The organism is Leifsonia sp. 1010, assembly GCF_031455295.1.
Lineage (GTDB): Bacteria > Actinomycetota > Actinomycetes > Actinomycetales > Microbacteriaceae > Leifsonia.
In genome coordinates this window covers 1,108,131-1,121,489 of record NZ_JAVDSL010000001.1, presented here as the reverse complement: position 1 = coordinate 1,121,489, position 13,359 = coordinate 1,108,131, and the positions used below count along the sequence as shown (strand labels likewise).

Annotated in this window: 14 protein-coding genes; 9 read left to right on the top strand and 5 right to left on the bottom strand. The window is 69.6% G+C overall.

The window, feature by feature from the left end:
* Nucleotides 1-11 precede the first annotated feature (11 nt).
* Nucleotides 12-650: a LysE family translocator gene (locus J2Y42_RS05495; protein ID WP_309855722.1), complete on the top strand. Its 639-nt coding sequence runs from the start codon at nt 12-14 to the stop codon at nt 648-650.
* Between the two features lie 74 nt (nt 651-724).
* On the opposite strand, the gene J2Y42_RS05490 is transcribed toward J2Y42_RS05495, so the two are convergent.
* Nucleotides 725-1,255 carry a YbhB/YbcL family Raf kinase inhibitor-like protein gene (locus J2Y42_RS05490; RefSeq protein ID WP_309855720.1) on the bottom strand — a complete coding sequence of 177 codons (531 nt, stop codon included), beginning with the start codon at nt 1,253-1,255 and terminating at the stop codon, nt 725-727.
* A 9-nt stretch (nt 1,256-1,264) separates the two neighbouring features.
* Nucleotides 1,265-2,041, bottom strand: a complete 777-nt coding sequence (locus J2Y42_RS05485) for a polyprenol monophosphomannose synthase (protein WP_309858036.1) — start codon at nt 2,039-2,041, stop codon at nt 1,265-1,267.
* Nucleotides 2,042-2,194: 153 nt separating this feature from the next.
* On the opposite strand from J2Y42_RS05485, the gene J2Y42_RS05480 reads away from it, so the two are divergent.
* Nucleotides 2,195-3,082: a rhodanese-related sulfurtransferase gene (locus J2Y42_RS05480; RefSeq protein ID WP_309855718.1), complete on the top strand. Its 888-nt coding sequence runs from the start codon at nt 2,195-2,197 to the stop codon at nt 3,080-3,082.
* A 100-nt stretch (nt 3,083-3,182) separates the two neighbouring features.
* The gene (locus tag J2Y42_RS05475) at nt 3,183-4,769 is read left to right on the top strand and encodes a Na+/H+ antiporter (RefSeq protein ID WP_309855716.1); all 1,587 of its coding nucleotides are present in this window, start codon (nt 3,183-3,185) and stop codon (nt 4,767-4,769) included.
* Here J2Y42_RS05475 and J2Y42_RS05470 read toward each other — a convergent pair.
* Complete coding sequence (locus J2Y42_RS05470) at nt 4,762-6,255, bottom strand: LssY C-terminal domain-containing protein (RefSeq protein ID WP_309855714.1); 1,494 nt, start codon at nt 6,253-6,255, stop codon at nt 4,762-4,764. The genes J2Y42_RS05475 and J2Y42_RS05470 overlap by 8 nt on opposite strands.
* Before the next feature lie 45 nt (nt 6,256-6,300).
* Between J2Y42_RS05470 and J2Y42_RS05465 the strand changes: the two genes are divergently transcribed.
* The 3 genes from J2Y42_RS05465 (at nt 6,301) to J2Y42_RS05455 (ending at nt 8,626) form a co-directional block, all read left to right on the top strand.
* A complete protein-coding gene (locus tag J2Y42_RS05465; protein WP_309855712.1) occupies nt 6,301-7,077 on the top strand; it encodes an isocitrate lyase/phosphoenolpyruvate mutase family protein in 777 nt (258 codons plus the stop codon).
* A 41-nt stretch (nt 7,078-7,118) separates the two neighbouring features.
* The gene (locus tag J2Y42_RS05460; RefSeq protein ID WP_309855710.1) at nt 7,119-8,141 is read left to right on the top strand and encodes an MDR family oxidoreductase; all 1,023 of its coding nucleotides are present in this window, start codon (nt 7,119-7,121) and stop codon (nt 8,139-8,141) included.
* Between the two features lie 86 nt (nt 8,142-8,227).
* Nucleotides 8,228-8,626: a DUF1304 domain-containing protein gene (locus J2Y42_RS05455; RefSeq protein ID WP_309855709.1), complete on the top strand. Its 399-nt coding sequence runs from the start codon at nt 8,228-8,230 to the stop codon at nt 8,624-8,626.
* A 3-nt stretch (nt 8,627-8,629) separates the two neighbouring features.
* Here J2Y42_RS05455 and J2Y42_RS05450 read toward each other — a convergent pair whose 3' ends face one another.
* The gene (locus tag J2Y42_RS05450; RefSeq protein WP_309855707.1) at nt 8,630-9,901 is read right to left on the bottom strand and encodes an FAD-dependent oxidoreductase; all 1,272 of its coding nucleotides are present in this window, start codon (nt 9,899-9,901) and stop codon (nt 8,630-8,632) included.
* Nucleotides 9,902-9,924: 23 nt separating this feature from the next.
* Between J2Y42_RS05450 and J2Y42_RS05445 the strand changes: the two genes are divergently transcribed.
* Nucleotides 9,925-10,314, top strand: coding sequence for a DUF1304 domain-containing protein (locus tag J2Y42_RS05445; protein ID WP_309855706.1), 390 nt, complete (start codon nt 9,925-9,927; stop codon nt 10,312-10,314).
* A gap of 3 nt (nt 10,315-10,317) precedes the next feature.
* On the opposite strand, the gene J2Y42_RS05440 is transcribed toward J2Y42_RS05445, so the two are convergent.
* Nucleotides 10,318-10,704: a hypothetical protein gene (locus tag J2Y42_RS05440; protein ID WP_089879675.1), complete on the bottom strand. Its 387-nt coding sequence runs from the start codon at nt 10,702-10,704 to the stop codon at nt 10,318-10,320.
* Between the two features lie 107 nt (nt 10,705-10,811).
* On the opposite strand from J2Y42_RS05440, the gene J2Y42_RS05435 reads away from it, so the two are divergent.
* Complete coding sequence (locus tag J2Y42_RS05435) at nt 10,812-11,993, top strand: ROK family transcriptional regulator (protein WP_309855703.1); 1,182 nt, start codon at nt 10,812-10,814, stop codon at nt 11,991-11,993.
* 138 nt (nt 11,994-12,131) lie between these two features.
* Nucleotides 12,132-13,250, top strand: coding sequence for a sugar ABC transporter substrate-binding protein (locus J2Y42_RS05430; protein ID WP_309855701.1), 1,119 nt, complete (start codon nt 12,132-12,134; stop codon nt 13,248-13,250).
* Nucleotides 13,251-13,359 lie beyond the last annotated feature (109 nt).

Here is a 13,359-nt window from a genome sequence, read left to right as displayed (position 1 = left end):
ACGCTCGGCTCATGGTTCCCGGCCCGTCGCTGCTCGCGTTCGCCCTCGCGTCGATCGCGCTGATCGTCATCCCCGGGCCGAGCGTGCTGTTCGTGATCGGGCGCTCCCTGGCCCTCGGCAGGCTGGGCGGTCTGCTCAGCGTCCTGGGGAACGCTCTGGGAATGCTCCCGCTGGTGATCGCCGTCGCCCTGGGGATCGGCGCGGTCGTCGCGCAGTCGCTCGTGCTGTTCACGATCATCAAGTTCGCGGGTGCCGCCTACCTCGTCTACCTGGGCATCCAGGCGATCCGCCACCGGCGGCACACCGCTGTGACCCACGAGGCCGCTCCGCCCCGGCGGTCCTGGCTGCGCATCCTCGGCGAAGGATTCGTCGTCGGGCTCACGAACCCGAAGTCGCTCGTCTTCTTCGTCGCCGTGCTCCCGCAGTTCGTCGACTACCACGCGGGCGCGATCCCCCTCCAGCTGTTCGAGCTCGGGGTGATCTTCCTCGTGCTCGCGCTGATGTTCGACAGCGTGTGGGCGCTCGCCGCCGGCACCGCCCGGCAGTGGTTCGGTCGCTCACCCAAGCGCGTGGAACGACTCGGCGCGACCGGAGGCGTCCTCATGATCGGGCTCGGCGGTGTGCTCGCCTTCACCGGCGTGAAGCACTGACACCGCGGAGGGGCACTGGCACCGCAGAGCCGGCGCCGGCTCGACCGCTGGCGCCGGCGCGACCGGGGCTCCGATCAGATGTCGCCCGCGGTGGCGATGGGCGCGATCACCGCCCGAGCGAGCGTGTGGAAGTGGGCGTTGAAGCCGAGGACGGCCGGAGTCGACTCCGGGTCCAGATCCAGGTGCTCGACGTCCAAGGCGTGGACCACGATGTCGTAGCGGTGGGTTCCCGTCCCGGGAGGAGGTCCGGCGCCCGTGAAGCTCTTCGACCGCATCTCGTTCGAGAGCATCGACGCGCCCGTGGGCAGGTTCGCCCCGCCCTCTGCGCCGGCTCCGGTGGGCAACTCGGTGACGGACCCTGGGATGTTGAAGACGGCCCAGTGCCAGAAGCCCGAACCCGTGGGGGCATCCGGGTCGTGAATGGTCACCGCGAAACTCTTGGTCTCCGCGGGGAAGCCGCTCCACGAGAGCTGAGGCGAGATGTCGTCGCCGCCACCTCCCGCACCCCACTGGGCGCGGGACAGGGGACGCCCATCGGCGACATCGTCACTGGTCACGGTGAAAAGGGGGACAGCGCCGAAGCGCTCCAGAGGATCGTTGGCCATATCGCCACGCTACGCCCGCGCGGCGGGTTCCGTCTCGGCGGGAGACGGATGCCTGCGGAAGCGTCGGGGCAGACCGGTCAGGCCCCACAGCGTCACCCTCATCATCGCCTCCACCACGATCCCGCCGCCCATCTTCGACGCGCCGCGTTCCCGCTCCACGAAGGTGATGGGCACCTCGACGATCCGCAGGCCCGCGTCGTAGGCGCGGCGCGTCATGTCGATCTGGAAGCAGTAGCCCTGGCTCTCCGTCCGTTCGAAGTGCAGTCGCCGCAACGCGTCCGCCGTAAACGCACGGTAGCCGCCGGTGACATCCCGAATCGGTAGCCCGAGAGCCAGGCGGGAGTACGTGCTCCCGCCGCGAGAGATCAGCCGGCGACGGGCAGGCCAGTTCACCACGCCGCCGCCGTCGACCCAGCGCGAGCCCAAGACGACGTCGGCGCCTTCCGGCAGCTCCGGTGAGCGGACGGCCTCCAGAAGTCGCGGGAGCTGCTCCGGCTGGTGCGAGCCGTCGGCATCCATCTCCACCACGACTTCGTAGCCGGCGTCGAGTGCCCACTGCATCCCCGCCCGGTAGGCGGCCCCCAGGCCATCCTTCCCGGTGCGGTGCAGGACGTGCACGCTGGCGTCGGTCGCGGCGAGCGCGTCCGCCAGCTCGCCCGTGCCGTCCGGGGAGTTGTCGTCGACGACGAGCACGTCGGCGTCCGGCGCGGACGCGCGCACCCGTCCGACGATCGAGCCGACGTTCTCTCGCTCGTCATAGGTCGGGATGATGACCAGGGTTCGCAACAACCCGCCTTTCTGTCAGGGGCACGCCCCGGAGGAACGCATTCGACCCTGTCCTACCAGTCTGAACGGCAGGCGAACGAGACTGCGGGCGTTCACAGCCTCCACGATCCTACGATCCGGTCCACCCCGGAACCGCTCGCCTACGATGAGGCGGTGGCCGTACCCAAGATCCTCCTCTTCTACGTCTTCGCGCCGCTCGCCGACCCCGATGCCGTCCGGCTCTGGCAGCGCGAACTGTGCGAACGTCTCGGACTGCGTGGCCGCATCCTGCTGTCGCCGCACGGGATCAACGGGACACTGGGCGGCGAGCTCGACGCTCTCAAGCGCTACCTCCGCGTCACCAAGGAGTACGAGCCGTTCCGACGCATCGACGCCAAATGGAGCGAGGGATCCGGCCTTGATGCGGACGGCGCGAGCGTCGACTTCCCGCGGCTCTCCGTGAAGGTGCGCGACGAGATCGTCTCCTTCGGGGCTCCCGACGAGTTGGCGGTCGACGAGAACGGCGTGCTGGGCGGCGGCGAGCGCCTGAGCCCCGACCAACTGCACGCGCTCGCCGCAGAACGCGACGACCTCGTCTTCTTCGACGGACGGAACCGCTTCGAAGCCGGGATCGGCCGCTTCAGGGACGCCGTCGTGCCCGATGTCGCGAACACCCGCGAGTTCGTCGCGACGCTCGAGAGCGGGGCCTACGACCACCTCAAGGACAAGCCGGTCGTCACCTACTGCACCGGTGGCATCCGCTGCGAGGTGCTCTCGTCGCTGATGCGCTCGCGCGGCTTCCAGGAGGTCTACCAGCTGGAGGGCGGGATCGCTCGCTACGGCGAGACCTACGGCGACGATGGCCTCTGGGAGGGTGCCCTCTACGTCTTCGACGGGCGCGGCTCGCTCACCTTCAGCGACCACGCCGCCGTCCTCGGGCGGTGCGTCACCTGCGGCGAGGCGACGAGCCGGATGCGGAACTGCTCCGACCCGGCCTGTCGCGAGCAGCTCGTGGTCTGCGACGGTTGCGGGATCGCGAGCTGCGAGGCTCACGCCACCTAGCCGACGGCGAAACCGTCCACATCGCCGAGGGCGAACGCGTTATCCACCGACTGGCGGGAAACCTTGGCGGCCTCTCCGTGTTGCCGCCATCATGAACAGCATGGATCCGGTCTCCACCATCGTCTGGATCGTGTCGTTCGTCGTCGTCACGGTCACGGTCACCGGCCTGTCCCGACGGGTCGGCTGGTCGGCCCCTGTCGTGCTCGTCTTCGTCGGAGCGGCTGCGTCCTTCGTACCGGGCGTGCCGGAAGTGACGCTGGAACCCGAGGTCGTCCTGTTCGGCCTTCTTCCGCCGCTGCTCTTCGCGGCGGCGATCCAGACTTCGATCGTGGATGTCCGGGCCAGGCGTGACGGCATCCTCCTGCTATCCGTCGGGCTCGTGGCGTTCACGGTCGTCGTGGTCGGATTCGCGACCTACCTGGTGGTCCCGGCCATCACGCTCGCCGCCGCGTTCGCCTTCGGTGCCGTGGTCGCGCCGACCGACACGGTGGCCGTGCAGGCGGTCGCCGGCCGGGTCAAGCTCCCGAGGCGACTCGTGACGGTGCTCGAGGGCGAGAGCCTGCTCAACGACGCCACCGCACTCGTCGCGCTCAATGCCAGCATCGCCGCGATCGTCAGCGTGGTGAACCCGGTGGCCGTCGGCGTCGACTTCGTGCTCGCCGTGGTGGTCGGCATCGGCGTCGGACTGCTCGTCGGGCTTGTCCTCGCCGCGATCCGCAAGCAACTGCGGTCGCCGGTGCTCGACACGTCGCTCGCGCTGGTGACGCCGTACCTCGCCTTCATCCCGTCTCAGCTTCTCCATGGTTCCGGCGTTCTGGCCGTGGTCGTTGCGGGGCTCTACCTGGGCTACCGCTCCCCCACCATCCAGACCGCCGAGGCGCGAATCGCGGAGACGATCAACTGGCGGACGGTGAGCTTCCTGCTCGAGAACGCCGTCTTCCTCTTCATCGGGCTCGAACTGCGGTCGATCCTCACAGCTGCTTTCACGTCGGGCATCACGATCCCCCAGACGATCGTCATCAGCATCGTCGTGCTGCTGGCCATCTTCCTCGCGCGCTTCCTGTGGATGATCGGGACCACCACGCTCTACCGGTACGGTCCGCAGCGACTGCGGGAACGTGGCTGGTCGTGGCCGACGGGCATCGCCGTCTCGTTCGCGGGTATCCGCGGTGTGGTGACCTTGGCCGCGGTGTTCCTCCTTCCGGAGGAGACACCGCACCGGGAGTTCCTGCAGTTCCTCGCGTTCGTCGTCGTGGTCGGAACCCTGCTCGAAGGGCTCGCGCTGCCCTGGGTCATCAGACGTCTCAAGCTGCCGCCGCCGGACTTCGCCCAGGAGGCCAGCGAGATGCAACGGCTGCTGGCCGAGGCGCAGTCCGCGGGGCTCGAGCACCTGGAGTCGCAGGTGACGGGCGACGAGGACGAACGGGTCATCCAGCGGCTGCGGATCAATGCGCTGTTCCTGTCCGACGCCCTGGAGAACCCGTCGCCGGACGATCGCACCGACCTGCCGCTCGAGTACCGGCGCCTGCGCCGGACCATGATCACCGCCGAACGTCAGGCGGTGCTGGAGGCGCGGGCGGAAGGGCGCTACCAGGAGCCGGCGGTGCGGTCCGTGCTCGCCTTCCTGGACGCTGAGGAGTCCGCGCTCAAGGCGGGCGGAGCCGACGGGAAGAAGCCGCTCATGTGAGCGTGGTCGAGTCAGCGGGTGCTGAAGCGGCGGGTGCAGGGCCGGAGGGCGCAGGGCGGGCAGGCGCAGAGCCGGCAGGCGCAGAGCCCGCGGGCGTCGGCCCTGCGGTCACGGGCGGCACTTCGGCGGGACGTCCGCGACCGCGGCGGCCGCGCGGGCGCCGCGCCCACAGGCGCGAGCGCTTCGAGGACAGGGCCAGCACCACCAGGATGTCCAGGGCCAGACCCAGCAGGTTGTTGCGCAGCGAGATCTGCGGGCCACCGTTGAAGTAGTCGATCGCCGAAACGATGATGATCAGCGAGCTGTACGACATCGCGGCGATACGAGCCCAGTTGCTCCCGAAGAACACGAGCAGAGCAAGCAGGAAGTACAGCACCAGTCCGGCACCGAAGGCGCCCATCGTGATGCCGAGCACCAGGCTCACCGTGTCCCGCTCGCTCGCCGTCACCACCTCGCCGCCCAGCTCCGACATCACGAACCGCTGCCAATCGAGCAGGTTCAGCACGACGAAGCCCACGCCGGCCAGCACGCGCAACGCCATCAACATCGCGCCGAGGGCGGTCGGCACGGGGCGGCGTTCCGCCAGAGCCTCCCGGCGGGCACCCGCGTCGGCCGCGACGCTCGTGGCCTGCGCATCCACCGGGACCCCGCGCAGGTCCACGATCGGCAGGTCGCCGTCCGTCTCGATCGTGTCACCGCCACCGTTCCTGGAGTGGTACCCGGTCGAGAAGTCCCGGATCACCGAGACCTCCGCGCCCACCTCCGCCGCGAGCAGCGTCGAGACGATGTGATCGCGCTCGATGTCGGTGTTCGCGTCGATCTTGTGGGTGATCTGCAGGGTGAACAGCGAGAAGCCGACCGAGCGGTCGAACGTCCCGGCCGCCAGCCAGTCCACCCCGTACCCCCCGGGGAGCAGCCAACCGTCGGGACACCGCCAGAACCGAACGTGATGCCGCTTCGCCGGGTTGCCCTTCACCTCCTGCTGGTACGCCACATCCTGCTGACGGCCGAACAGGAACAGGGGGCTCACCGGCGCCTCGTCGTAGCTGCGCCGCAACAGCGTCGAGGTGATGATCCGACGGCTCGAACGCAGCGTGATGTCGTCCGCGCGGGTCCAGCCGGCCTCACGCATCGCGTCGTCCAGCTGCGCCTCCGACCCGAGCAGCGCCAGATTGATCGGGTCGCCGAGCAGACCGTCGCTGGTGCGGGCGCGGCCGATGAAATAGTCGGGGACGTAGATCTCGGTCAGGATGCGATGCAGCCGCGGGAGCACCAGGTAGGCGAGGACCACCCAGAACACCACGAAGAACAGGATCAGGTACCAGCCCCACTCGAAGCTGTCCGTGAGCAGGAGCACGGCCAGCCAGACCGCGGCGACACCGCCGAAGACGAAGAACGCGTAGTCGACGACCGAACTCGCCGAGGCGCGCCGACCCGGCGCCGATCGGCTCTTCGGCACCTCCATCGGCTCCCCCGTGCGGGCCATGCCGCCATCCTAGAGCGAGGACCCGCCGCGACGTAGGGTGAGCCCATGACTGACATCCAGGCGCGCGGCGCCGAACTCCGGCGGCTTCACGACGCACCCGAACTGCTCCAGGTCGTCAACGTCTGGGATGCGATCAGCGCCCGTGTCATCGCCGACCTCCCCGACACCCGCGCGCTCGCCACCGCGAGCCACTCCATCGCGGCGACCCTCGGGTACGAGGACGGAGAGAAGATCCCGCTCGACCAGATGCTCGACATGGTCGGACGCATCGTCGCCGCCACCGACCTGCCCGTGAGCGCCGACCTGGAGGCGGGCTACGGCGACGCCGGCGAGACGATCCGGCGCGCGATCGGCGTCGGCGCGGTCGGCGCCAACCTCGAAGACCAGCTGCGTCCATTCGACGACGCCGTAGCCGCCGTGCGGGCCGCAATCCGGGCGGCGGAGGCCGAAGGGGTGCCGTTCGCGCTGAACGCGCGCACCGACGTCTTCCTCCGCGACACGTTCCCGACCGACCACGAGAAGGTCGAGGAGGCGATCCGCCGCGGCCGGGCCCTCCTCGACGAGGGTGCCACGTGCGTGTTCGTTCCCGGCAAGCTGGACGAGCGGACGGTCGAACAGCTCGTCGCGGGCCTCGGCGAGCGCAAGCTCAGCGTCATCGCCGTGCCGGGATCGGTCGCCCCGACGCGGCTGCAGGAACTGGGCGTGGCCCGCGTCTCCTACGGACCGTGGACACAACGGGTCGCCCTCACGGCACTCAAGAACACGGCGCTCGACCTGTACGCGGGCGGGGCGCTGCCCCTCGGGACGGAGCAGCTCAACTGAGACGACCGGGGCGGCCGAACCGCCCGGCGTAGGGTGAGGCCATGAGCGATTTCCGGGCCATCGTGATCGAGCAGCAGGTCGACGGCGGACGGATCACCGCCCACACCGCCGAGGTCCGGCGGGTCACCGACGACTTCCTCATGCCCGGGGATGTGACGATCGACGTCGAGTTCACGGACCTCAACTACAAGGACGGACTGGCCATCGGCGGGCGGCCCGGTGTCGCCCGCGTCTCGCCTCTCATCCCCGGGATCGACGTGGTGGGCACGGTCCGGCTCTCCGACGACCCGCGGTGGCATCCAGGCGACCGGGTCGTCCTCAACGGCGCCGGACTCGGCGAGAACCACCACGGCGGGATGGCGGAAAGAGCGCGCGTGAACGGCGACGCCCTGGTCCGCATCCCCGACTCCATCACCTCCGAGCAGGCGGCCGCCATCGGCACGGCAGGTTTCACGGCGATGCTGGCCGTGCTCGCGCTGGAGCGGAACGGTGTGGACCCGCAAGAGGTGACCGACCGCGGTGACAGCGTCCTCGTCACGGGAGCTGCGGGAGGCGTCGGCTCGGTCGCCATCGCCCTCCTGGCGAAACTGGGTTACCCGGTCACCGCATCCACCGGCCGGGTGGAAGAGGCGAGCGACTACCTGACCGACCTCGGCGCCACGACGATCATCGACCGGTCGGAACTCGACGCCCCGGGCAAGCCCCTGCAGTCGCAGCGCTGGGCGGGCGCGATCGACTCGGTCGGCAGCCAGACGCTGGCAACGGTGCTCGCCCAGACCCGCTATGGCGGCACGGTGGCGGCGTGCGGCCTGGCGCAGGGTCCGGACCTTCCGGCGACGGTGCTCCCCTTCATCCTGCGCGCCGTCTCGCTGGTCGGGATCAACTCGGTGGATGCGCCTGCCGCTCTGCGCGAGACCGCGTGGCGGCGGCTCGCCACCGACCTCGACGAGGAAGCGCTCGCCGCGATGACGCGTTTCGTGCCGCTCGCGGAGGCGATTCCGGCGGCCGAGGACATCCTGGCGGGGCGCCTGCGCGGGCGGACCGTCGTCGACGTGCGCGCCTGACCCACGTCTCACCGCTCAGCCCGGCCCCGCCCGAGCGCCTGACCCGCAGAACGCCTGACCCGCAGAACGCTCGGTATGCTGGCGCCATGATCGTCGTCGCCACCGTCGTGGTCACCCTCGCCGCCGCCCTCCACATCGCGATCTTCTTCATGGAGAGCGTCGCCTGGACCCGTCCGACGGTCTGGCGCCGCTTCGGCGTGGCCAGCCAGGAGGCGGCGGACACCGTCCGGCCGATGGCGTACAACCAGGGGTTCTACAACCTCTTCCTCGCGATCGGCGCGGTCGTCGGCCTGATCCTCTACGGCGTCGGCCAGCACGCGGCCGGGCTCGCGCTCATCATCTTCACGACGGCGTGCATGGTCGCGGCGGCCGTGGTGCTCGTCACGACGGGCCGCGGCTACCTGCGCCCCGCGCTCATCCAGGGGACGCTCCCGCTGATCGGGCTCGCACTCCTGCTCATCGGGGTCGCGACCGGCCAGAGCTGACGGTCAGCGCAGCTCCGGCGACACCGATTCCGGCCGGAGTCCACGCCCGATCAGACGGGAGCTGACCGCCTGCATGCCGGGCGTCACCACGGCAAGCGCCGCGCGCAGCGCCGCGGGCATCGGCTCCGGCAGCAGTCGCACGCCCTCCGGACGCGAGATGGTCCGGTGGGCGCCGAGCTGGATGCGCTGCATCGCCGCGACCGCCGGCATCCGCCGCCGCTGGATGCCGTCGAGCAGCCGCAGGTCGACCTCGCCCGTGGCGTCGCCCGCTGACGCGGAGCCGCCCGCGATACCCGCGGGTCCCAGCTCCCGCAGCCGCGCCGTCAGCGCATTGGCCGTGGCGACCGCATCCTGCACCGCGTAGTTGACGCCGACACCGAACGCCGGCGACATCGCGTGGGCCGCATCCCCGATCGCCAGGAACCCACGCCGGTACCAGCGCGGAAGCCGGTCGATCTGCACGCTCAGCAGCTTCACCTGATCCCAGTCGGTGATCGTCTCGAGCGCCTGGCGCAGATGCGGCGCCGCGTCCACCACCGCCCGCCGGAAGGCGCCGAGGCCGCCTGCCTGGAGCTCGCCGTACCCGCCCTTCGGGATGATCAGCCCCACCTGGACGTAGTCGTGGCGCTCGATCGTGACCACCATCCCGCCTCCGCCGACGTACGCGAGCGTGTGGGCGGGGAGGTCGTCGGGCTTCGGGATGCGGAACCACAGCACGTCGATCGGCACCCCGAAGCGCCGGGGCCGCAGACCGGCCTGCGCCCGCAGCTCGGAGGCCCGGCCGTCCGCCGAGACGGTCAACCGCGCACGGACCTCGAGGTCGCCGCCGGGCCCGTGCGCCACGACGCCGCGGACCGCATCCTCCTCCCAGATCAGCTCCGTCGCCTCCGTCTGCATCAGCAGCCGGAAGTTCGAGTGACGCCGGGCGTCCTCCGCCAGGAAGTTCAGGAAGTCCCACTGCGGCGCGAGCACGAGGAAGTCGTCCGGCGGAGCGAGCCGGCTGAAGTCGATCGGGTGGAGGCGGTTGCCGTTCACCACGACGTCCAACGCCGTGATGCTGGTGTGCGGGAGCCCGAGGAACCGCTCGCGCAGCCCCAGTTCACCCAGCACGCCGATGGTCGACGGGTGGATGGTGTCGCCGCGGAAGTCCCGGAAGAAGTCGGCATGCTTCTCGAGCACCACCACGTCGACTCCGTTGCGCGCCAGGATCAGGCCCAGCATCATCCCGGCCGGACCGCCCCCGGCGATGACGCACGTCGTGTTCAACGTCTCCATGGTCGGCAGCGTATCCTCCCGGCATGGCGATCATCGGGAGCGTCCTCATCGCCGCGGCGGCGCTCGTGCACCTCGTGTTCTTCGCGATGCAGAGCGTGCTCTGGTCGGCGCCCGGCGTGTGGAGCCGGTTCGGTGTCGGCTCCCAGCACGACGCGGACGTCGTGCGACCGGTCGCCTACAGCCAGGGCTTCTACAACCTGTTCCTCGCCGGAGGAGCGCTCGTCGGGCTCGTGCTCTACTGGACGACGCTCCACGACGTCGGGTTCGGCCTCATCTTCTTCTGCGGCGTCTGCATGGTGCTCGCGTCGCTGGTGCTGCTCACCATCGGCCGGACGTTCTGGGTGGCCGCGCTGCTGCAGGGCGGGATCCCGCTGGTCGGGCTGATCCTCTTCGTGGTCGCCGAGAACAGCTGACGCTCAGTCGATGATGCCGCCGTCGGCGGCGAGCTCGCTCCCGTCGACGCGCAGCGCCTCCACCAGCCGGGCGGCGTGCGGGGTCGACACGATGATGCGCGAGTACTCCTCGCCGTCGAGGTCGATCACGACCGCGGCGCGCTGCTTGCCCTTGATGAGGAGGAAGTCCTTGCCGCCATGGAACTTCCAGGTCCCGATCGACAGCGTCAGCGGGACGGCGGCGCCGGGTGCCCGGATGCCGCGGATCCAGATCCACGGGTCCTCCGTGATGGCGACCGAGCGGATGCTGTCCCGCGGCACCACCAGATCCTCCCGCTTCATGGCCAGCACCTTCTCGGCCCGCGTGAGGTGGATCTCCAAGCGGTCGGGGTGAACGTGCAGGTCGGCCATAGCTCTATCCTGCCAAGCCGGGCCGTCCAGATGGTCATAGGAATCTCACAAAGCCATTACTTTCACTTTTGATCGGGCCCCTTCCCCGGCCATGTATCCTTCTCGTCGTGGCAACGCAGCGACGAACTCCGGGTTCGCAGACTTCACTTCGTGAAGCCAACCGAGCCCGCATCGTCGACGCCATCAAGAAGCACGGAGGCCTCACGCAGGTCGAACTGGCAGGGGCGACGGGGCTCTCGCCCGCGACCGTGTCGAACATCGTCAAAGAGCTCTCGACCTCCGGCGTCCTGCATACGACGCAGAGCATCCGCTCGGGCCGGCGCGCGCAGCACGTCACGCTGGCGCACGCGCTCGGCCTTGTCGTCGGCGTGCACTTCTCGACACGGCACCTGCGCGTCGCGCTGGCGGACGTCGCCCACACCGTCGTGGCCGAGAACCACATGCCGCTCGCCCGTGACCACCGCGCCGACAACGAGCTCGACAAGGTCTCGCTGCTCCTGAACGACATGCTCGAATCGGTGGATGCGTCCCGCGACGACCTGCTCGCCGTCGGGATCGCGGTCCCCGCTCCGATCGATCGGGCGACCGGGACGATCGCCCGCAGCGGCATCATGCGCGGCTGGGACGGCGTCGTGATCGCCGAGTCGATGGAACGCCGGATCAAGCGTCCGGTCTTCGTGGACAACGCCGCCAACCTCGCGGCGCTCGGCGAGTCGCGGTTCGGTGCGGGGCGCGGCAAGCGCAACACGATCACGATCGACGTCGGCGACGGGATCGGGGCCGGCCTGCTGCTCAACGGCCAGCTGTTCCGCGGGAACCACGGCGTCGCCGGCGAGTTCGGCCACACCACGATCCGCGAGAACGGACCGCTCTGCCGCTGCGGGAACCGCGGGTGCCTCGAAGCGCTGGCGGGCGGCCCCGCCATCCTGGACGAGCTGCGCGACCACCTCGGGAGCCTCAAGCTCGGCGACGTCGTGCTGCAGGCGATGGCGGGCGATGCGCGCTGCATCCGCGCAATCGGCGACGCCGGACGCCACATCGGCGTCGCGACGGCCAACCTCTGCAACCTGATCGACCCGGAGCGCGTGATCGTCGGAGGGGAGCTGTCCCGAGCGGGAGAGCTTCTGCTCGGCCCGATGCGGCACGCGGTGGAGCGCTCGATCATCGTCAATCCCGACCTCATGCCGGACATCGTCCAGGCTCAGCTCGGGATGCGCGCCGCCGCCCTCGGGGCGGTCGCGTACGCCGTCGACTGCGTCTCGATCTCGCCGGACGGCGTCACGTTCTGACCATCGGCACGCGCTGTCCCCCGAAGACGGTCCGAACCGTTATCGAAACCCTTGGCTTCAACTCTTGACGCCAAACCCCCCGACTGGCACACTCAACGCAGCCGCCAACGAAGGCGGTGCCGAATCGGAGGTTTTTCAATGAAGATCGCCACCAAGAGAGCGGTCATCGCGTCGGCCGCGATCCTGCTCACAGCCGTCACCCTCACAGCGTGTTCGAACGGATCCGGAAACGGGTCCGGCGGAGGAAGCACCGGCGACGCCGCCAACGCCCAGATCGGTCTGCTCCTTCCGGACTCGGTCACCGCCCGCTACGAGGCGGCCGACAAGCCCTTCTTCGAGGCGAAGGTCAAGGAGCTCTGCTCCGGCTGCAAGGTCCTCTACGCGAACGCCGACGGAGACGCCAGCAAGCAGCAGCAGCAGGCGGAGTCGATGCTCACCCAGGGCGTCAAGGTCCTCGTCCTCGACCCGTTCGACGGCGAGGCCGCCGCATCCATCGTGGGTGAGGCCAAGGCCAAGAACGTCCCTGTCATTTCCTACGACCGCCTGATCAACAGCCCCGACAGCGACTACTACATCTCGTTCGACAACGAGAAGGTCGGCCAGCTGCAGGGACAGGCCCTCGTCGACAAGCTCAAGAAGGATGGCGTCCCCTCGGGCAGCGGCATCCTCATGGTCAACGGATCCCCGACCGACAACAACGCCACCCTCTTCAAGAAGGGCGCGCACAGCGTCATCGACTCCAGCGGCTACAAGGTGCTGGCCGAGTACGACACCCCCGGATGGGACCCCGCAAAGGCCCAGGACTGGGTGTCCGGTCAGGTCTCGCAGTTCAAGGACCAGATCAAGGGCGTCTACGCGGCCAACGACGGCACCGGTGGCGGCGCCATCGCGGCTATGAAGGCTGCCAACCTGAGCCCGTTCCCGCCCGTCACCGGGCAGGACGCCGAGCTCGCGGGCATCCAGCGCATCCTCGCCGGCGACCAGTACATGACCGTGTACAAGGCCATCAAGCCGGAGGCCGAGAAGGCCGCGGAACTCGCGGTCGGTCTCACCAAGGGTGACAAGCCCAAGGGCGACACCACGGTGAAGACCGCGGGCGGCGCAGGCATCCAGTCCTTCCTGCTGACCCCGGTGTCGGTGACGACGGACAACATCGAGAGCACGGTCGTCAAGGACGAGTTCTACGGCTCGGACTCGGCGGCCAAGATCTGCACCGCCGACTACAAGGCCGCGTGCGACAAGTACGGCATCAAGTAACCGATCAACGGATGCCCGGCCCGGAAAGCGCCTCCTCCGCAGCAACGGAGGAGGCGCCCCGGGCCGGGTTCCGCTCTACCCTGAGAACAGGAAGCATGCAGCGCACAGC